The sequence below is a fragment of the Gelidibacter maritimus genome (assembly GCF_014062315.1).
GTDB classification, from domain to species: Bacteria; Bacteroidota; Bacteroidia; order Flavobacteriales; family Flavobacteriaceae; genus Gelidibacter; species Gelidibacter maritimus.
In genome coordinates, this window is the sequence record NZ_JACGLT010000014.1 from 1 (window position 1) to 21,969 (window position 21,969).

General features: G+C 38.7%; 10 protein-coding genes, 2 tRNA genes and 1 rRNA gene. 4 read left to right on the plus strand and 9 right to left on the minus strand.

Annotation, left to right across the window (positions count from 1 at the left end):
* Positions 1-38 precede the first annotated feature (38 nt).
* From H3Z82_RS15065 to H3Z82_RS19790, 9 genes are all read right to left on the minus strand, one after another.
* Positions 39-112 (minus strand) — tRNA-Ala (locus tag H3Z82_RS15065).
* 79 nt (positions 113-191) lie between these two features.
* A tRNA-Ile gene (locus H3Z82_RS15070) sits at positions 192-265 on the minus strand.
* 203 nt (positions 266-468) lie between these two features.
* A 16S ribosomal RNA gene (locus tag H3Z82_RS15075) occupies positions 469-1,988 on the minus strand.
* A 1,162-nt stretch (positions 1,989-3,150) separates the two neighbouring features.
* Complete coding sequence (locus tag H3Z82_RS15080) at positions 3,151-5,073, minus strand: putative porin (RefSeq protein WP_182206333.1); 1,923 nt, start codon at positions 5,071-5,073, stop codon at positions 3,151-3,153.
* A 465-nt stretch (positions 5,074-5,538) separates the two neighbouring features.
* A complete protein-coding gene (locus tag H3Z82_RS15085; protein ID WP_182206334.1) occupies positions 5,539-7,041 on the minus strand; it encodes a RagB/SusD family nutrient uptake outer membrane protein in 1,503 nt (500 codons plus the stop codon).
* A gap of 16 nt (positions 7,042-7,057) precedes the next feature.
* Positions 7,058-10,288, minus strand: coding sequence for a SusC/RagA family TonB-linked outer membrane protein (locus H3Z82_RS15090; protein ID WP_182206335.1), 3,231 nt, complete (start codon positions 10,286-10,288; stop codon positions 7,058-7,060).
* An 898-nt stretch (positions 10,289-11,186) separates the two neighbouring features.
* Positions 11,187-12,800 carry a RagB/SusD family nutrient uptake outer membrane protein gene (locus H3Z82_RS15095; RefSeq protein ID WP_182206336.1) on the minus strand — a complete coding sequence of 538 codons (1,614 nt, stop codon included), beginning with the start codon at positions 12,798-12,800 and terminating at the stop codon, positions 11,187-11,189.
* A 22-nt stretch (positions 12,801-12,822) separates the two neighbouring features.
* The gene (locus tag H3Z82_RS15100) at positions 12,823-15,411 is read right to left on the minus strand and encodes a SusC/RagA family TonB-linked outer membrane protein (RefSeq protein WP_317172463.1); all 2,589 of its coding nucleotides are present in this window, start codon (positions 15,409-15,411) and stop codon (positions 12,823-12,825) included.
* A complete protein-coding gene (locus tag H3Z82_RS19790; RefSeq protein ID WP_317172464.1) occupies positions 15,368-15,958 on the minus strand; it encodes a carboxypeptidase-like regulatory domain-containing protein in 591 nt (196 codons plus the stop codon). Before H3Z82_RS19790 ends, H3Z82_RS15100 begins: the two co-directional genes overlap by 44 nt.
* A gap of 189 nt (positions 15,959-16,147) precedes the next feature.
* On the opposite strand from H3Z82_RS19790, the gene H3Z82_RS15105 reads away from it, so the two are divergent.
* From H3Z82_RS15105 to H3Z82_RS15120, 4 genes are all read left to right on the plus strand, one after another.
* The gene (locus tag H3Z82_RS15105; protein WP_182206337.1) at positions 16,148-16,750 is read left to right on the plus strand and encodes a ribonuclease HII; all 603 of its coding nucleotides are present in this window, start codon (positions 16,148-16,150) and stop codon (positions 16,748-16,750) included.
* A gap of 26 nt (positions 16,751-16,776) precedes the next feature.
* Positions 16,777-19,206, plus strand: coding sequence for a ribonuclease HII (locus H3Z82_RS15110; RefSeq protein ID WP_182206338.1), 2,430 nt, complete (start codon positions 16,777-16,779; stop codon positions 19,204-19,206).
* A gap of 140 nt (positions 19,207-19,346) precedes the next feature.
* Entirely contained in the window at positions 19,347-20,657 is a 1,311-nt protein-coding gene (locus tag H3Z82_RS15115; RefSeq protein ID WP_182206339.1) for an OmpA family protein, read from the plus strand.
* A gap of 116 nt (positions 20,658-20,773) precedes the next feature.
* Positions 20,774-21,823: a nucleoid-associated protein gene (locus tag H3Z82_RS15120; protein WP_182206340.1), complete on the plus strand. Its 1,050-nt coding sequence runs from the start codon at positions 20,774-20,776 to the stop codon at positions 21,821-21,823.
* Positions 21,824-21,969 lie beyond the last annotated feature (146 nt).

Sequence of the window (21,969 nt, forward strand, 5' to 3'; positions counted from 1 at the left end):
TCTTGATACTTTGTACTTCGTACTCTGTACTTTTTTTGTGGAGAATATCGGAGTCGAACCGATGACCTCCTGCGTGCAAGGCAGGCGCTCTAGCCAGCTGAGCTAATCCCCCAGTTTGAATTCAGAACTTTGAATTCAGAACCTTGAATTATGAATCCCAACTTCCAGAATTTCCTTTCCATAGTAGATAGTAGTCTCAGGCAGACTCGAACTGCCGACCTCTACATTATCAGTGTAGCGCTCTAACCAGCTGAGCTATGAGACTGACTTAGGCCCTTAACCCCTGGAAGGGAACTGCCAACGGCAATTGCCCTAAAGAGCGCTGCGCTCCCCGTCCGAACGTGCCTTTTCGGCGCGGGCGGGTAACCAGCTGAGCTATGAGACTCTACTATAGTATATCAATTAAATCAACAGCGGGAGAACAAAACATCCCTTTTCCAATATCATTCCATGGCCGTCTTTCTCTAGAAAGGAGGTGTTCCAGCCGCACCTTCCGGTACGGCTACCTTGTTACGACTTAGCCCTAGTTACCAATTTTACCCTAGGCCGCTCCTTGCGGTGACGGACTTCAGGTACTCCCAGCTTCCATGGCTTGACGGGCGGTGTGTACAAGGCCCGGGAACGTATTCACCGCAGCATGGCTGATCTGCGATTACTAGCGATTCCAGCTTCACGGAGTCGAGTTGCAGACTCCGATCCGAACTGTGATGGGGTTTGTAGATTCGCTCCTGGTCACCCAGTGGCTGCTCTCTGTCCCCACCATTGTAGCACGTGTGTAGCCCAGGACGTAAGGGCCGTGATGATTTGACGTCATCCCCACCTTCCTCACAGTTTGCACTGGCAGTCTTGCTAGAGTTCCCGACATTACTCGCTGGCAACTAACAATAGGGGTTGCGCTCGTTATAGGACTTAACCTGACACCTCACGGCACGAGCTGACGACAACCATGCAGCACCTTGTGGATTGCCCGAAGGAAAGACCGTCTCTGGTCCTGTCAATCCACATTTAAGCCCTGGTAAGGTTCCTCGCGTATCATCGAATTAAACCACATGCTCCACCGCTTGTGCGGGCCCCCGTCAATTCCTTTGAGTTTCATTCTTGCGAACGTACTCCCCAGGTGGGATACTTATCACTTTCGCTTAGTCACTCAGACCGAGGTCCGAACAACTAGTATCCATCGTTTACGGCGTGGACTACCGGGGTATCTAATCCCGTTCGCTCCCCACGCTTTCGTCCATCAGTGTCAATACATTGTTAGTGATCTGCCTTCGCAATCGGTATTCTATGTGATATCTATGCATTTCACCGCTACACCACATATTCTAACCACTTCACAATGATTCAAGACAACCAGTATCAAAGGCAATTCTACAGTTGAGCTGCAGGATTTCACCTCTGACTTAATCGTCCACCTACGGACCCTTTAAACCCAATGATTCCGGATAACGCTTGGATCCTCCGTATTACCGCGGCTGCTGGCACGGAGTTAGCCGATCCTTATTCTTACAGTACCGTCAAGTCCCGACACGTCGGGATGTTTCTTCCTGTATAAAAGCAGTTTACAACCCATAGGGCCGTCTTCCTGCACGCGGCATGGCTGGATCAGGCTTGCGCCCATTGTCCAATATTCCTCACTGCTGCCTCCCGTAGGAGTCTGGTCCGTGTCTCAGTACCAGTGTGGGGGATCCCCCTCTCAGGGCCCCTATCTATCGCTGTCTTGGGGTGCCGTTACCACTCCAACTAACTAATAGAACGCATGCCCATCTCTTACCCATAAATGTTTAATGCACAACCAATGCCGGTCGTGCATACTATGCGGTATTAATCCAAATTTCTCTGGGCTATCCCACTGTAAAAGGTAGGTTGCATACGCGTTACTCACCCATCCGCCACTCTCATTATCAGCAAGCTGATAAATCCCGTTCGACTTGCATGTGTTAGGCCTGCCGCTAGCGTTCATCCTGAGCCAGGATCAAACTCTTCATCGTTGTTCTTTTGGAGTGCAAAAGCACTCAGTTCTTTTCAACGACCAAAGGAAATCCAATTCTTGGTACTCAAAATGGCTTGTTCTCTTTTTTTGTGCGAAACACCGTTTCCAATGCTTCGCTACGCTGTCAATCCAATATGTTAATGAACTTGTTTCTTGTATCTCTCGGCGAACTCAATCGCTAAGCGGGTGCAAATATACAACCCTTTTTTAAATCCACAAAGGTTTTTGAAAGTTTTTTTTGAAAGTTTTTTTCAGCCCCCAAATCCGCAATACAAAACACCTTATCAATGAACCTCGATCCGCGCCAAACGTTGCCGTTTTTTGCGGCTGCAAACATACAACCTTTTTCCAATGTGCAAAACATTTTTTTAAAATATTTTCGCTTTCTCTTTCCAAGGATGTAAATGAACTTTTCCGCTCCCACAGAACCAAAGGTCCCTCGTTTGCGGGGTGCAAATATACAACCCTTTTTCCTTTACGGACAAAATAAAAATGAAGTTTTTTTAAAGTATTTTTCTTCCCGCTGAAAATGAACGCCTTAGACGGCGCAAAACTTCCTGGCCTATGGCCCGGGTGGCGTGGACTTGCCCCGCGTTAGCGATGGAGCCCTTGCATGAACGCTTTGGCGGACGCCCAAGCGACCGCGAAAAGTGAGGGACGAGAGCGCGGTGGACTGCCCCCTTCGGCAGGACAAACGCCCAAATTGAAACAAATCTTCTACCATATATATTGGGGAAGATATATTGTTCTGAGAACTTAGTAGTGAATCGTATCTATTATAATGTATAGGCGGCCTAATAAGTCCATTAACTTTTATGTTAATAAGGGTTTTAAATTTTGGCATCAACATCTACTTGTGCATTGAAGCCATTATCAGGAAACTCAAAAGAAAAAAAAGAATGAAGAATGCTTATAATAGGGAAAGCTTAATGAAAACTGTAGACCAACTATTGGCGGCATATATTCGTAATCTGAACAACTAATAGTTGATGGCCAATTAATAGATAATCTCAGGTCATGAGTTGATAAAGCAATATAGCTCCATAATATGTTCTGGGCTGACGAAGAACTCTATCTCCATATAGAGAAACACAAAAGCAACTGCGCCAGATAGTAATCAAGAGAAATAAACCTTACAAACTATTCAACTCTGCATCTAATTAAAGGAAGAAGTTCCAAACGATCCCAAAGCGGATGCTGAAATCTCGATAAGGGTTGTTGGGTGCGGAAAAGTAATTATACCCAGTGAAAGCGGAATTGAAGTGCTCTGCTTTAAAAAATATGCGGGTTTGTCTAACTTTGGCATTAATAAAGAAATCCAATCTTGGAAAATCGCCAATCTTGGTTTGGTTTTGGGTATAGAACTCTCCTAGCAACGGATCATAACCGTCCATATTATATTCCGTGAAATAATTAAAGGTGAAACCGGTTTGTAAAAACAGAGCTTTTTTAAACAAGTGATCAGAAAAGTAAATCGTGTTGCGGGTAATAATTTGCGGTACATTTAAAATGCCTTCACCGTCAACTACATTTTGATACATTACAGTGTTATCCAATGCAAATTTGCCGAAGCGAAACTCCTTTGCGATTTTAAGCTTTAGATAATTCAGGGTACCTCCGGCTTGGATTGGTTTGACATTGCCATTTACGTCCTTATTAAAATAGGCATGGTTGTTAATGGTTGTGTATTCAATTTCTGCAGTGGCAATGCGACTTGAATTCACCTGAAAAGCCAAGTTTTGTGTTTGAATGTTTTTGAAAGAAGTGCTATGATCCCAATTATAATTAAGATAATCGCTTTGATACAGCAACATATTAAAGTTTGGGAGTTTTGAATTGGAGTTTAATCGTGCTAAAACCTGAATGTCTGAAGTCAGTTGATAAGATGCGTTAAGATCTAAAAAGTTCCCATTAAAATCGCCAGAGAGATTCAGCCCAAATTCACCGTTGAGATTAAATCCGCCTATTTGATTTTGATAACTGCCACCAATTCCAAAAACACTTCCCTTCAATCGGTTTGGAATCCTTACTCCGTCAATGACAGCCACGGCATCGTAACCATAGTTATAATTATTATAATCGGCGTTGAATTGTAGCTCTCCTAAAGTTTCATTTTTATAATTGACAAAGAAACGATTTGAAAAATCTTCCAAAGTCACTTTATCATTCATATTAGTGTTAAGAAAAGCTGCTCCAAAAAAATCATTGCGTTTAGCTTGATTAAATTGATAATACTTATCTTCAAATGAGATGATTTGCCCAATACTTAAATTGTTACTTAGGCTATCCGACGCTTTGAGAAGATTATAATGATGATCTAAGTAAAACCTTTTGCCTTCAAGCATGTTTTCAGCATCTTCAAAGTTTGGAGAAAATACGGCACGATTAATAAATTCGGGGTCACCGGATTCAAAAATAGCGACATCTTCATCTGTCAATCCCCCGTTTTCTTCGTTAAGGATATCTTGCATTACAATATGGGCACGTGCCTGATATCTTTTATTTTTTGTATGATAATTGGTAGTAAATCTAAAATTCCCGGTACTGGTAAGTATATGTTGATATTTTCCCAAGGAGCGGAGTCCTTTGTAAGCTATAGAGAAATTAAATTGTTTTGATGTATTAATGGTAAAAAAAGCGTCTACCAACTGGCCTTGTTGAAAAGCTGTTTTATAAAACAACTCAGTAAGTGGGGTTGGTACATGGAAATAATTGATGTCTTCCTTCTCCATATAATTGAAGTGTTTGGCGCGGGCCCCAAACAAAGGCATAGACCGATTCTTTTTAAAATCGTGTTTAAGACTATTATAGGTCTGCCCGATATTGGAAAATGGAATCAGCCCAAACTCGTCCTTTCTCAAATAATTGAATTTATATTCTTTTTGTATGGACAAGGTGGTATCAAGATACGTGGTATCTCTTTCAAACCCTATAATGAGATAGTCTTCAACCTTGGCCACTTCGGGTTTTGACTTTAGGCTGTCCATGCCTCGGCCGCCAGCTTCTCTTGAAAGACTGACTTGTCCTAAAACATTGTAGAAATTACAGAGGAACAGCGGAATTAAAAAGAAGAGTTTATTCATTATCCATGGTTGTGTGGCAAAAATAATAATATAACTTCTATTTAGGTTCTATATTATTGAGATTATGGAAGTAATTATACAACGTGGTAGCTTCAATAAATCCGCAAGCGCAGCATTGTGATAATAAAATGGAATCATTTATTACCCTGTGGTCTTTACTATCACTATGTAAAATGAACAACCTCGACCTAGGGTACGAGGTATCAAATTAGAATTAATTTTTTTCGACGCAGAGCGTCGGGGAATAAAACCCAAGGATCCAGCCGAAAAGCGGGGTTATCCCGAAAGTTGTCGGGACAACTATCAATTTTTAATGTATTGCTTCGCAACTTTTAAAATTGAGTTTCACTAATTTAAATAATAAAAAGTAATGTTAAGGGGGGGCTTGATTGGCGTTTATGAATATCGTGCATAAAAAAAGGGCCATCTTTTCAGATAGCCCTAAATATTTAATTTAAGATCTAATTAGTTTTGATCATTAATCAAGTTATTATCTTGAATTTCCTGTTGTGGAATCTTAAACGTCAAACGATCATCATCAAAAGCCATTTCTACACCAACATAAGATAGGTGGTTAGGACCTCTCTTAATAGTTGCTTTGTTACGCTTCATTGCTAAGTAGCTTTTTCCTTCACCCCATAGTTCAAGTCGGGTTTGCTTGTGAATTTCATCATATAATGCCTGTCCATTCAAACCACTAACGTAAGTAGCATCAACACCTCTGGCAGCCACAAAATCAGCTAAGGCTATTTGTGCTGGACCTTCTTGTCCTGATCTTGCCAAGGCTTCTATATTCAACAATAACAGTTCAGCATAGCGCATATAAATATAATCCGCCTTTACGATCTGTGATGCACCAAAGTGAACTCTGTCAGCATCGTAGAATTTAAATAATGGCTGTAGGTAGTTGTCGCCTTCCACATTATAGAATTGGTCTCTACGTACGTCGTCTGCATCCATACTTTCATATAAATCAACGTCCATCACTTTATTGTCTCCAAGAGCTGCATAACTATAAGAGAAATAATCCATTTGGCCCCACCATGATACTAAACTAAGTCCGATATCGTCATTAAGATCAACACCCCAAATCCAACCATTAGAACCAACGTCATTGAAACCGCCCAAAATTCCATTGATTGAATTATCATTACCCATAAGAGTGGCACCACTATTTGCCATTGCCTCATTAGTCAAGGTAACAACTTCTTGCCACCTATCTCTTCTAGAAGCCAAAACATAGGCCAAGATAGCCTGAGCCACAGGTTTGTTAACTTGCGTTTTTGAAGGTCTGTTAAACCCATCTAAATATCCGATAGCTCTTGTTAAATCGTCCTCCATTAATGTATAAACATCAAGTGTTGTTGACTTTGCATTTCCTATCAATCCTGGTGCAGTATAAATAGGTAAGGTAGGTGAACTCCAAGACGCCGTAACATCATGAATAAAAAGTTGGGTTAAATAAAAATAAGAATGAGCTCTCATGGCCAAAGCTTGACCTAAAACATGTTGCGTTTCTTCATCTTCAGGCTCGATATCATTCCCACCTAAACTCTCAATAACTAAGTTAGCTTGATTAATCACTCTATAGTAATAACGCCATGGTTGATAATTCTCCAATTGGGTAAAATCAACAGGTGCTTGAAGTTCTGTGATTCGCGCTCTATACCAACCATAGACACTTGATGAAAGTGCCATATCACTGGATAACATATCCATATAGATATCATATCCTTTTTGACCAAAGTCTTGCTGAGAGTCTGTACCACCTGTTTCTGTTGTGAACATGGTCGCATAGATACCTGTAATTGATCCTGCCCCTACATCTGGATTTTTCACGATAGCGTCTGCTAACTGATCGGCGTTAATGAACTCTATTGGCTCTTGAACCAGAAAGTCGTCTCCACAACCAGATAATATCAACGTCAAAAACGCTATTCCGGCAAATTTTATAATTTTTGTATTCATATCTTTTTCTATTTTTTTAAATTTTCACTCTAACTCCAAGTGTAAACGTAGTTAACGGTGCATATAGTGCTCTCCCTGAACTCCCACTCTCACTTGTAGTAGGATTAAATCCTTTTCTTTCTCCTTTAAAAAATAGATTATCACCAGAAGCATAAATGTTAAAGCCACTCACGCCAATTCTTTCGGAATATTTAGATGGTAGTGTATATCCTATCAATAAGTTATTCAATGCCAAATAATCTGTTTTTGTGATAAATCTTGAAGATAAAGAATTCACGTTTGGTATTACCCTATCCGCAATTAAAGGTACATCGGTAATATCACCAGGCTCTCTCCATCTGTTACGGACATCAATATGTCTGTTTTGAGCGGTAATACCCCCATTGTTATCATGCATTAACTCCGCATATTGCGCGTCGTAACCATATCCGCCAATGGAATATGCAAATTGGGCTGAAATATTGAAATCGTGAATTTTAGCATTTAATCTAAACGCACCAGAGACATCCGGAATTCCAGATTTACCTACATATTTTTCAGTTGCATCGGCATAGGTTTTTGTCACCCTACTGCCTACGTTTACACCATCATTTTCATTCAGATATTTGGTAAGACTTCCAATGGCCTTATCACCAGCATCAAAAACACCATTACCATTAACGTCATCAAAATGCTGTATCCACGTTGGGAAACCGTCATCAGGATCTACGCCAGCGTATTCTCTCATGTAAAAATCAAAGATTGATGAGCCTTTTGAATAGCCATATCTTCCAACATTATTAAAAGTAGATGGTTCTCCAGTTTCTGGATCAATAGGCATTGTTGTAAGTTCATTATTAAACATTGCACCGTTAAGAGACAATGATAGAGCCACATTCTCTTTTCTTATGAAATGTCCAGTTAAGTCGAATTCAAAACCACTATTTCTCAAGACACCGTCATTTACGGTAAGTAGAGCAACACCTGAAGAAGGTGATATTCTTCTGTCAAAAATAAGATTATCAGTATCTTTAATGAAATAGTCCAAACCAACATCCAAGAAGTTACCTAAAGTAAACTCAACACCAGCTTGGTATTGTTTTGCAGTTTCCCAGGTTAAATTAGGGTTTGCAAATAAGTTTGGAGTTATCGCAAACTCACCGTTTAGATTAGTGACATCAAAAGTATTGATTCCTGTATAGAAACCTACACCGTTTTCATCTCCTGTTATCCCGTAAGACGCTTTCAATTTAAGGAAGGTCAACAGATCGCTGTTTCTTAAAAACTCTTCATTGCTCATTACCCATGCAGCTCCAATAGAACCGAAGGTATCCCATTTGTTTTTGTAAAACCTTGAAGAACCGTCTCTACGAACAGATCCTGTTAAGTAGTACTTGTTATCAAAGTTATAATTGATTTGACCAAAGTATGATTCTAAGGTTCTTGCTTCAGAATAACCTGTAGCAGGACTCAAGTTTACAATATAGTTGTCAAGCTCTAATTCACCAGGAATAATTGCTTTACCTTTAAATTGCGTACCATAAGTTCTCTTGAACTCATTACTTTCATGTGCTGCCAATACTTCTAAATTGTGATTTCCGAAGCTTTTCTTGTAACGTAACAACTGTAAGAAGTTGATGGTACGCACCTCAGTTTGTCTCATAAACAAATCTCCTGCGTTGGCCGTAGCCACACCATAGAATTGGTTACCCATTGATTTGTAGTTATTATTATAATACTGGGCTCCAAAAGTAGTTTCGAAAGTTAAGTCTGAAGTCAATTTTATCTTACCGTTAAAGCTTGCATTGATCTCATGTCTTTTACTGCCAACGTGATCATACAATGCAGAAGCTATAGGGTTTAAGTTATTGGCATTTGGTCTTGGTCTAAAACCAGAGTTCGTACCATAATCATATTGGTACCCACCAAATATTGGGTCTGGAACCAATTGATAATTGTTATCTCTTAAATACACAGGATAAATTGGGTTCATTTTATCAGCGAACTCAAAAATATTCTCAGCACCATCGGTTTGACCATTATTTAGACTTTCTGAATATGTGTAGCCAATATTAGCACCAACATTAAACCATTCTTTTATATCTGTATTAATGTTTAAACGTGTAGTGTATCTCTTATAGCTTGTATTTATTGCATAGCCGTTATCATCAAGATAACCTGTAGAAAAGAAATACTTAGACTTATCAGTTCCACCACCCATTCTTAGGTTAGCCTCTGTTCTATAAGCCGCATTAAAAGCAAGATCCTCAAACCTTTCTGGTGTATAACGCCTTGTTACGCCAGGTCTAACCTGACCAGTTGCTGGATCAATAAGTTCTGCACCATCGGCCACGTTCCACATATTATAACCAGGAGCAACGATGGCATTTGTAAACAAAGTATTGTTAACTGTCCCGATAGGATCAGGATTACCACTCAAGCGCTCTCTATTCACCTTAGCTTCCCAAATGAGTCCAATAGACTCTTCTGGAGAAGTAATCACCTGATACCTTGGGATCAATTGTGTGCTGACCCCAGTTTTCACATCTACCTCCACATAAGTCTCTCTTGAAGACCCTGATTTTGTAGTAATCAAAACAACCCCATTCGCTCCACGCGACCCATAAATGGCGGTAGCTGTAGCATCTTTTAAAATTGTGGTACTTTGAATGTCTGATGGGTTGATAGCATTTAAACTACCTGAAAAAGGCACACCATCAACAACATAAAGAGGTGCTCTGTTACCATTAACAGACCCAAAACCTCTAATTCTAATTGTTGATGTACTACCCGGCTGACCAGAAGTGTTGATTACACTTACACCGGCAGCTTCACCAGCAAGAGACTGAGATACGTTTGAGTAGTTTTTAAACTCAATATTCTCCGCCTCAACTGTTTTTGCCGTACCCGCATAAGCCTGTCTTGTTGTAGTACCGTACCCAACAATGATTACCTCATCAAGTGCAGCAATATCTTCTTCCATTGCTACGTCATAAGTATTACTCGCACCTATTACAACTTCGGTAGGTTTCATACTTACAAAAGAAAACGCCAAGGTCTCCCCAACACGCACATCAATGGAATAATTACCATCAAAATCTGTTTGGACGCCACGTGTGGTTCCTTTTACAATAATACTTACACCAGGCAACGGCAATCCATCCTCAACAGATGTCACCGTACCTGAAACAGTTTTCTCTTGTGCAAAAGAAAACTGCATCACAAACGCCATGAATAGCGTCATTAACCATGTTAATTTTAATTTCATAAAACAATTATTTGAGTTAGTCTTGCGCAAACATCATAATAATATATTAAAAAAACAAGTTTTAAACCTAATAATATGTTAACGCCAATATCGTCCAGAACTAATGCCTATCCACGTAATACGCTAAATATCAATGTGAATTAACCGCGTATTTACCGCAGAATTTTCGTTAAAAATTTAACAATTCTTCGCAAGAATTTTATGATATACCCCATAACGGAAATTAAAGCATGGCTTTTACTGTAAAAATTAGGGTTTTGTGTTAAAAAACGGACATATCCTTGTTTCTATTTAAGGTTTAAAATTAAATAACTGATATAAATGAAATACCGTTAACTGTTCTCCAACAGACTCACAACTTTACCATCACCCCGTAATGGATTCGGCGCCTATAAAGACAACCTCCACCCTATCGGGTTGCGGCTGACATTTTGGGAATTACACTAACATCAATTAAACATTAAAATGAAGCATGAAATTCGTTTCTTTTCAGCTCATTTTTCGTTATTGAAATATAGATAGGAACAAGCCATTGGAGACCAATAGTTAGTTGTATGCTTCTTGTGACTTCCCCACAGGTTCTGATGAGTGGGGCTGAAATCCACTTTTTGCATTTTCACCCAGCCAATAATATAATGTTGTATCCAGCCCATTTTATGGTCCGCTCTATTTCCTCAACCCGTACCGTTGGGGAGACTCATCATTTTCAAAACTATGGCCATGATATTATCATAAAACAAAATATACTATAGAAATTTACAGTTCTTAATAACCAAGAACCTCGGAGTATTGAAATCTACCGCTGGGAATAAAAAATCCCAAGACATTTTTTTGTCTCGGGATTTAATTACTGTACTCTATTGGTACTCTTTCAATTCATTTAATGTAGTAGCACCAATTAATTTTGATCAGCTTCTGTCATATTCGGATTTGAATCAATTTCCTGTTGTGGAATTTTAAAGATCCACTTATCGTTTACAGAAGGTTTTGGTTGCATAAAGCCATCTTGATACAAGACTTCCGAAGCACCAGAATTAGATTGATCCAGTCCTTCATCCCATCTGATATTATCATGATAGCTAAAACCTTCACCCCACAATTCAACGCGACGTTGCCATTTGATCTCTTCCATTAATAACTCCTTGGTTGTGAAAATACTTTTATCAAAAGCAGAGTCACGCTCTTCTCCAAGAATTGCAAGTGCATCTTGTGCACCAGTAACGTCATCCATCATTGCTTTTGCTTCAGCCTCTATCAATACCATTTCAGAGGCTCTCATATAAATGACATCATCAGGATCTGTTGTGCCAGGATTTTTTAATTGGAACTTCACATTCATGTAAGGATGGGTGTTATGACCTTGTGTAGCGCCATATTTTTCAATAATCGCAGCTTTTGCCGCATCAAATGACTCCTTGTCGCTATAATTTGGATCAGACTCATAACTTCCACCTTGATCATTAGAAGCCGCCGGGTTAGTGTTGGGCGCCAATGGCAACCATCCTTTAGTTCTATAATCTGTATCTGGCAATTTGTCATACAGCTCCTTACTGATCAATTTAGGATTTGATCGGTTCTGACTTCCATTAAAGGAAAATGCTACATAATAGAAGTAGGATTGGAAATAGTTTGATTCTGTATCAATAACCTTCCCTCCCCAGATCACCTCTGATAGATCATAAGTATTGAAACCGGACAACCAACCGTCTTCATCTAATAAAGCATAACCATCTCTGGCGAGTTCAGCATTCTTTGCAGCTGCTTCCCAATCGCCTTTTGACAAGGCTATACGTGCTTTAATACCATAAGCGGCATTCAAGGAGATGTGCGATTTATTTGCTGCGGGACTTGCTTCCTTCAAATAATCAATAGCTTTATCTATGTCGATTTCCATTTGATCATAAACTTGTTGCACCGTGCCTCTCGACCCACTAGTGTATGGTGGGCCTTGATCTAACTGTAACGGAACACCTGGATCCGTAGCAGGGTCGCCAATAAGGTAACCTTTTGAAAAGGTAGTAATCAAGCGGTAATAAGCCCATGCTCTGTAGGCATGTGATTGCCCTAAGATGTTGTTTACCCGAGAGGTTACAGTAAAATCACTGGCTGCTACTTTATCTATAATTGCACTGGAAGTGGCTATAAAATGATAACGCTGAAACCACAGGTTAAAACCTGTCGTGGCACTGGAGTTAACATGACTCAGCCATTTTAAATCAGAAGTCATCCAACCATTCCCTGGTGAGGAGTGGATGATATTTCCACCAACTGCGTCAAACATGGGGATAAAGTGACTTTCGCCTGATCTACTTGACGTTCCGCCTGTTAATTGATTCTGACCGTACATCATTCTATGAAGCCCGTTAAGTACGAGTTCCATATTTTCAGGGCTAGATAGGGCAGATTCTTCTGAAATTGAATCCGTAGGGACTGTATCAAGAAATTCTTCTTCACACCCTAATGTAAGGGCCATGGCACCTACAAATAATAGTATATATATTTTTCGTATCATTTTCTTCATTTTTTAAAGTTTCTTAAAATGCAACATTCAGACCTACTGATATCACTCTATTTGGGTTATAATCATTACCACTTGGTGTTCCAGAAAGATTGTATTGCGGATCTAAACCTTTTCTCTCATTGACAATAAAAAGATTCTCTCCAGACAGAAACAATCGCATTCTATCCATACCAATTCTGTTTGCAACATCATCATTTAAATTATAAGAGAAGGTCACATTTCTTAACGACAAGAATGAAGCGTCCGTCAACCATCTTGAAGTCAGCGTAGGCGCTATATTATTATTTCCATTTTGCATACGTGGTACATCTGTAACATCGCCTGGGTTCTTCCAAGTATTCAGTGCATCTGGGTGTAAGGACGCGCCATATTCACCTTCATGCATCATATTTGCATAACCATAGTCTAAAATATCGCCTCCTAATTGGTAGGTGAACAAAAAGTTTAGACCTATGTTCTTATATTTTAAGCCAGTAGTAATTGACCCAATAACATCGGGTACTGAAGATGCGCCCACATACCCTTTACCAGCATCTTGATATTTGTTGGTTGTTGCTTGGGTACCGTCACTATTCAAAACAGGCACACCTACTACGCCATCCACTTCTTCATACATATAGTACAGCGCATCACCATTAGCTGGATCAACACCGGCATAGTCATAGATGAAGAAGTCGAATCTTGAACGTCCCACGTCCCAACGCTTTGACCCGTCAATAAATGGATCTGGAAGCGCCGTAATCTCATTCTTCAAGGTAGATGCTTGAATCCCTAAATCCCAAGAGAAATTATCTGTTTCTACGATTCGGCCGTTAAGCCCCACTTCAAAACCTTCATTGTATAAATCGCCAACGTTGTCAGGTGCCTGAATTTGTCCTTCAGAACCTGGAATCGGTACGTTGTATAATAAGTCAGAAGATATTTTCTTATAATACTCCAAGGAACCTGTCAAACGGTTATTAAACAATCCAAACTCTAAGGCTACGTCAAAACTTTCGGAGGTTTCCCAAAGCAAATCAGCATTACCGGTAGAATCCCAAAAAATTCCAGGAGTACCAGCATTAGGATAAATAGCGTATAAAGGTTGAGATATATAGTAACTGCCCAATTGGTCATTTCCAACTTCTCCGTAAGAAGCTCTTAATTTCAAGTTATTGACCCAAGACACATCTTTCATAAAATCTTCTTGGCTGATCCTCCAAGATGCACCAACTGAATAAAATGTACCCCATTTATTGTTTGTAAATACAGAAGACCCATCACGTCTTACAGATGCACTTAAATAATATCTATGGTCAAAATCATAATTTAGTCTCGCAAAATACCCTTCAAGTCTTTTGTCTGTACTACTTCCATCAGCATCTAAAATAACCGAGAAGTTTGCGCCTTCGTAAATTCCTGCTACGGTTTGCGTCCCTTTGAAAATTCTATTTGAAGAATAATGTCTATCAAAGCTTTCGTGTCCTAAAGTAACATCAAGACTATGCAACCCAAAGGAATTGTTATAGGTTAATAATTGGCTGAAGTTTTCAACAGTTCTTCTGAAACGTGCATCTTCAAATCTTCCTTTATTTCCTTCACCATCGCCAACCTCAGCGTTTTCATAACTGTGATTGATTTGATCTTGAAAATCCTTACCATAGATAACGCCAAATTTTAGACCTTTAGTAATGGTCAGATCGGCATTGTATCTAAAACCAAAGTTATTCCTTTTAGTTTCTTCATTATTTAAAATGGCCTCTTCCAAAGCGTTACGTCCAACACTTGTTGGTCTTGACTGAATCCCCAAATCACTGAGACTTTCACCTCTGTCCCATCGTCGTTTACCGTTTTCGTCATAGATATACTGACCAGTGTTTGGATCTAACAAATAAGGAGAATAAACAGACCCCATGTTTTTTGCAAAACTAAAAACGTTGGCTATTGAAGATCCTCTTGAAGGTGGTCCATGCGATTCTTCAACCGCTATATTGACATTCCCGCCCATAGTTAACCATGGTGTCGGATCATAAGTCCCACTTAGTCGGCTTGTGGTTCTTTGATAATCACTTTCGATAACGTATCCTTTTTCTTTTAAATTAGAGGCAGAGAAAAACGTTGAAAAGTTTTCACCACCACCTGAAACGTTAATCGAATGACTTTGTCTTGTACCGGTTCTTTCCAAAGCATCATACCAATCTAAATCTCTAGCAATCACTCTTGCGTTAGGATTGATATTCCCATTCACATCCACTATTTGGTCATTTGGCACATTAAATGGATTTCTCCCCAAACGGTTAAAAATGGTTGCTGAAGCTACTTCAGCAGCATCAGAACCACTCAATGAATTTTTATAAGACTGAAACATCAGCTCATAATATCCTTCTGGAGACACTTGATCATAATCATCAATCGCTTTGGTGATGACCCCAAATTGTGAGGTGAAGTCCACCTTAACAGCAGATCCTTTTTTACCTTTTTTGGTAGTAATAATCACCACACCGTTTGCAGCTCGTGACCCGTAAAGCGCAGTTGATGCTGCGTCTTTTAAAACTGTTATAGTTTCGATGTCATTCTGGTTAATTGTGTTTAACCCTCCCTGATAGGAAATAGGAAATACCATCTACAATATAAAGCGGGTCAGTAGTACCATTTAATGTACCAACCCCTCTAATAACAATACTTGGAGAAGACCCTGGCTGCCCTGAAGCAGATAGGAATTGCACCCCAGTAGTGTTACCTTCTATGGCTGAAATTGGCGAAGTCAAGGACCTTAACTCCAGCTCCTCCGCCTTAATAACCGAGGCAGAACCTGTAAAAGCCTCCTTGGTTGTAGTTCCAAATGCTACAACAACAACTTCGTCTAATGCGCCGTCAATGCTCAAGCCCATATTTATAGTGTTACTTGCTCCTACAACGGCTTCAGCAGTTTGCATTCCCACATAAGAAAATGCCAAAACTTCACCAACACTGGCCCTAATGGAATAGTTACCATCAAAGTCTGTCTGAACACCCCGCGTGGTACCCTTAACTATGACATTTACCCCAGGAATTGGCAATCCGTCGGAAACGGATGTCACCGTTCCTGAAACGGTTTTCTCTTGCGCATGAGACACTTGAATAACAAGTGCCATACATAGCGTCATTAATCCTAGTAATTTTACTTTCATGAATTCATATTTAAGTTAGTTTTCACAAACATCTTAATAAAATCTTAAAACGGCAAAATATTCGTTAAAAAGCGTTAAAACTTTAACGTTTTATCTGTCTATCATTAAATTATCTACTTAACATCAATAGACTCCTACAGACGTCAAATGCTTATTTAAAAATTTTAACTTTGTTCAAATTTTTAAAACTTGGAGCTCAAACTGTCATTTACATCAAACCCTTTAGAATGTGGCACCGACGAAGCTGGCCGCGGTTGCCTTGCCGGCCCAGTTACGGCCGCAGCTGTTATCTTGCCTGAAACGTTTAGAAACTTGATAGTTAATGACTCAAAACAACTTTCAGAAGCCAGACGCAATTTCTTAAAACCGATCATTGAAAGAGATGCGGTTTCGTATGCTTTTGCGCACGTTTATCCCGATGAGATTGATAAAATCAATATATTAAACGCTTCTATTTTAGCAATGCATAAGGCCATTGATGGATTAAAAATAGTGCCAACATTTATAAGTGTTGATGGTAATAGGTTTAAACCTTTTGGAGATATCCCTCACGAAACCATCATTAAAGGCGATAGCAAACATCTCAATATTGCGGCCGCTTCAATTTTGGCCAAAACTATCAGAGATGCATATATGTGCAAGATTCATGAAGAATTCCCCATGTACAATTGGAGAAAAAATAAGGGCTATCCTACTAAAGAACATCGTGAGGCGATAAAAAGGTACGGCATAACACCATATCACAGAAAATCCTTTAGATTATTGCCCCAACAATTACACTTGCCACTCTAACTTTTTATATTTACAAAAAATTCAAGATGCGAAATATTTGTTTCCTGTTAACATTTATACTGATCATAAGTTGTAAAAACAACATTCAAAAGCATTCCAATCTCATTTCATTGGTGCCTAACCATGCTTCTGTTGTTATCAATACAACGTCAATTGAAGGTTTAACCAGTGTTTTTAAAAATAATAGTTTACTCAGTCAATTTCCAGAAAACGCTACCAATGACGGCATTAATAGGAAATTGAATTTTATTAAACATCTCAAACCTTCAGAAGATCTATTGATTGCCTTTGGTAAGGACAAAACTGACAGCCTACAAGTTTCAGTGATAACCAAATATCATAAGGATCTTTTCAAATTGGATTCGCTTTCCAATTACTCTGTAGAGACCATTTCATTAGAAAAGAATTCCTTGACTAAAACCACCCTAGAGAGTGAAGTTATTTATAGCATCGTAAGAGACAGTATCTTCTTTGCGTCCACCGATCGATCGCTTGTGGAAGCAGCATTTAAACAAAAGCAGACGGATCCTCTACTGACGGAATTGTTCAAAACCTCTTCCAACGGAGAAACCTTATCTGTTTTTATCAATACCACAGCGACAAAATTTGATCCAAAATTGTTCGTTGATGACAACCTCAACAAGGTTCAACTCAGCAATTATTACTTTTTAGATGCCGATTTATCCCAGGACCAGCTCAAATTTGACGGCATAACCATTGCAAAGGATTCTTCTAACAGTTTGATCAATAGTTTTAAAAACACCTTTCCCCAGGAAAATCTTTTACCAAGAATTTGTCCTCAAGATAGTGATGGTTTTTTAAGTTTTACGTTTCACAGTTTCCAGATTTTTCATGAGCATCTCGCTAAGTTTAGAAAACAAGATTCCATTTTTAACGCGTCCAATTTTGAAAGTATTTTGGAAGCTGGTGTGATATACAAAAACGGGAAACAAGCTGTTGTCCTAAACAGTATTGACGCCTCCAATATGAGCGCTTTTTTTGAAACACAACCTAGTTTGGACACCTATAGAGAAATCTCCATACATGCTTTTGACAAGCCTGAATTTTTTTTAAATATATTTTCACCATTGATTACTTATACTGAAGCCACAAAATTCATCAATATTGACGATTTTTTTGTGTTTTCAGATGATCTAGATCTTTTAAAAGATGTCATTAGCAGTTATCAAAACAATGCAACGCTCCATACTTCGCCTACTTTTGAAGCCATGATGGACGAATTAAGCGATGAATCATCATTGTTTGCTTACGCTAATGCCAACCATCTAAAAGACATCCTAAATTCAAATTTTGAAACGGAAAATCCCATTATAACCAATGGATTTAATGCCTCTGCCGTACAATTTGTTTATGAAAATGATTTTGCGCATGTTCATGCCATTCTACAAAAAAACAAGAAAAAAACGTCTTCAAATACGGTTTATGAAGATGTTAATGTGACTTTAGATGCCGATGTGCTGACCAATCCACAATTTGTAAACAATCACACCAACGGCCAAATGGAAGTCGTGGTCCAAGATATTAACAACCATTTATATCTTATTTCCAAAGACGGCAAAGTACAATGGAAAAAGCAATTGCACGGCAAGATTTTAGGTAAAATAGAACAGATAGATATCAATAAAAATGGGCGACTCCAATTGGTATTTGCCACCGCACATCGGGTGTATGTTTTAGATCGGAACGGAAGGGATGTTGGTGCGTTTCCATTAAAATTTAGAGATCAAATCACACAACCATTATCGGTATTTGATTACGATAAAAACAGAAATTACCGACTCATGGTCACGCAAGGCGCAGCCATTTTACTCTATAACAAGCAGGGTAAAATTGTTAGAGGTTTTAACTATAAAAAAGCTGAGAACACCATTGCTACCCAACCACAACACTTAAGAATTGGCCGAAAGGATTATATTGTTTTCGTTCAAGGTAATGAACTTGAGATATTGAGTCGTGTGGGCAAAACACGAGTCAAAGTCAAAAATAACCTCAGCTTTAGCGATAGTGGCGTGTATTTATATAACAACAAATTCACCACCACGACCGTTAAAGGCGACCTTGTGCAGATTGATGCAAATGGCAAAATGAGCAGTCGCAATCTCAATTTGGGAGAAAAGCATGGCATCACAGCCACCAGCAAGACCTTAGTTACGCTTTCTGAAAATATTTTACACATCAAAACCCATAAAGTAGAATTGGATTTTGGAGAGTATACCCCACCAAAAATTTTCTATGTCAACAATAAAATTTACGTTTCTGTAACCGATTTACAGGCCAAAAAAGTCTATCTTTTTGATAGCTTAGGAAAACCCATTGACAACTTTCCCGTTTATGGAAACTCCACCATTGACTTAGACAATATCGATAAAGGAAAGCGCCCAGAATTTGTTACAAAAGGTGATCAAAATAGCATTATTATCTATCGGTTAGAGTAACACACCCTTACCATCTATACATAAAACACTACCAACCGTACAGTTTTCTTTGCTAAGGAACAGTTTTTCATTACATTAAGAATTGCTATTAACGATTAATACAATTGATATAAAAAATGAACACCTCAAACAACAACTCAATGAACACTTTCTTAAGTTTTAAAAACCTATGCAGTGCTCTGCTCATTATGCTTTTTATGACGCCATCAGCAAACGCCCAAATTTGGAAGAAAATAAAGAAAAGTGCCGAACGGACCGTTGAAAGAAAATTAGAGCGTAAAACCGAAAAAGAAACCGGTAAAATGATGGATTCTATTTTAGATCCAAGTCAAAAATCGCCCACCAATAAAAATCCAACAAATGAGCCAGGAAGTACTGTTGGCAATCAAGCCTCTACACCTGATAACGATTCTGAACCAAAAAACATCTCAGACGATTTAGAAGTTTACAGTAAATTTGATTTTGTCCCTGGTGATAAAGTCTTGTTTTATGATGATTTCTCTCAAGACTTTGTCGGCGATTTTCCATCAAAATGGAATACCAACGGCTCTGGAGAAGTGGTTAAAATGAATAATATTGAAGGAAGCTGGTTTGAATTGCAACCGAGCTACTCAACATATTACGTCCCAGACCTTAATGGCCTTCCTGAAGATTACACCATTGAATTTGACATTCTCACTTTGGGATTGGACAATGGAACCTCTTCGGGTTCACATCTTCGAATTCATTTGAGTGACAACAACAATCTTAATGAAAGAGCAGACAATAGAATAGTCGCAACGATTCCAATTAATTTTCGTAACAATCACGTTAGCGCCCACAACCGCTTTAATGGCGAAAGAGGTTCAATTAATGCTAAAGTAGCGGGAAACATTAAAGATGAGCTTCAAAACCAACCGCATGTGGCTATCGCTGTAACCAAAAACAGGTTTCGTCTTTGGATCAATGAAAGGAAATTTTTAGACATTCCGAGAATGATAGAAGTACCCAACGTACTCAACCACATCAAATTCAATCTTATTGGACTTAAAAAAGAAACTGAACGCCTCTTTATTAACAACCTAAGAATTGCCGACGGCGGTGAAGATTTGCGCAGAACATTATTGACTGAAGGCAAAATATCTACCAACGGCATCCTCTTTGATTCTGGCTCAGCCAATATAAAACCACAATCGTTGGGGATTGTATTACAAATTTCGCAAGTCTTGCTACAAGATGAAAATATGAAACTCAATATTATAGGCCATACAGATGCTGATGGCAATAGCGACACCAATTTGACTCTGTCAAAGCAGCGCGCTGAGTCCGTCAAAAATGCATTAATTAATCTCTATAACATTCCAGCAGACAGACTTCAAACGGATGGGAAAGGTGCAAGCGCCCCAGTGGCCGACAACGACACTGCCGAGGGAAAAGCACAAAACAGACGTGTCGAATTTATAAAAATTTAAGAATAATTAAATCCCTATATTTTTTTAAAACGTCAAAGATTTTCTTTGGCGTTTTCGCTTTTAATTCACTCAAATTTATGTAGTATTGCAGACTTCAAAAATGCAAACCTTCTGTCATGATCAAACGCACCAAAGCCTCTATTTCAAAAGCAATACTCCACAAAGTTGGCAATAAGTTCAATAGCACCAAAAACGCATTTTCCGAACAGGAATTAGAATTTGATGAAGTCAGTTATGACTTGATGCTTGGTTATTTACTTCGGCCTTTTGGAAGCTTGGTTGAGAGTTATCGATTCAATCACCACTCCAACATCAGCCTTAATGAAATAAACACCTACGCGACACAATTGTTTGCTGACGAAAGCAATTTTATAGACCTCTCAAAACACGTAGTTACACATTTGTTTGAGCAAAGTAATTCTGCACAAATAAAAACTGGCGATGTTTTGGTATGCGTTTTTGAAGATATTCAATATGACGACATGTTTGTCAAAGCTATCGGGATCTTCAAAATTGAAAACCGATCAGAGTTCTTCCAAACGTATTTGGAAAATCAAAGTTATGATCTTATCACCCAAAAAGGAATTCCAACCAAAAAAGTGGACAAGGGCTGCCTTATTTTAAATACTTCAGATACAGAAGGCAACATCATCTTGAGCGTTGATAATAACTCTTATGATACGCAATATTGGATCAAGAATTTTCTTAATATAAAGTACCCTGATGATCATAATCAGCACACCAAAAATTATATTGAACTCTGTAGGGATTTTTCCGAAGATGTTTTAAAACCGAGTTTAGGGCTTCAGGAAAAAAGTACGTTTTTGGCGAAAACCATCGATTTTTTCAAGGAAAATGAGGTGGTCAATGTAGAAAACTTTAAAGAGGATGTCTTTAATGATGACAAGTACAAAGCGCTTTTTGACGATTATAAAAAAGGCTTTGAAACCGATCATGCCCTAATCATCCGCAACCAGTTTGATGTTTCTGAAAATGTGTTAAAAAAACAAAGACAGAAAATTAAAACAGAGATCAAACTCGATACCAATATCCAGATCAAATTGGATGTTGATGCCCCTGATGCTTCTGTCGAATATTTAGAACGCGGATACGATGACCTTAAAAAAATGCATTATTACAAGGTGTTTTTCAATGAGGAAAGCTAACGGGATTTACGATTTTTAAAAAAATGAATTTCTCGTAAACCAAAATCTTATATACCAATTTAATTTTATAATGTCGCATAGAAAACGAAGTTGCTTTTTCGTTATATGACGCTGCGATTGTTTTGCATAGCCATAGCTATGGAAAA

Coding starts and splice junctions, on each gene's coding strand:
- H3Z82_RS15080 (WP_182206333.1), bottom strand. CDS start 5,073: ATGAATAAACTCTTCTTTTTAATTCCGCTGTTCCTCTGTAATTTCTAC.
- H3Z82_RS15085 (WP_182206334.1), bottom strand. CDS start 7,041: ATGAATACAAAAATTATAAAATTTGCCGGAATAGCGTTTTTGACGTTG.
- H3Z82_RS15090 (WP_182206335.1), bottom strand. CDS start 10,288: ATGAAATTAAAATTAACATGGTTAATGACGCTATTCATGGCGTTTGTG.
- H3Z82_RS15095 (WP_182206336.1), bottom strand. CDS start 12,800: ATGATACGAAAAATATATATACTATTATTTGTAGGTGCCATGGCCCTT.
- H3Z82_RS15100 (WP_317172463.1), bottom strand. CDS start 15,411: ATGGTATTTCCTATTTCCTATCAGGGAGGGTTAAACACAATTAACCAG.
- H3Z82_RS19790 (WP_317172464.1), bottom strand. CDS start 15,958: ATGAAAGTAAAATTACTAGGATTAATGACGCTATGTATGGCACTTGTT.
- H3Z82_RS15110 (WP_182206338.1), top strand. CDS start 16,777: ATGCGAAATATTTGTTTCCTGTTAACATTTATACTGATCATAAGTTGT.
- H3Z82_RS15115 (WP_182206339.1), top strand. CDS start 19,347: ATGAACACTTTCTTAAGTTTTAAAAACCTATGCAGTGCTCTGCTCATT.
- H3Z82_RS15120 (WP_182206340.1), top strand. CDS start 20,774: ATGATCAAACGCACCAAAGCCTCTATTTCAAAAGCAATACTCCACAAA.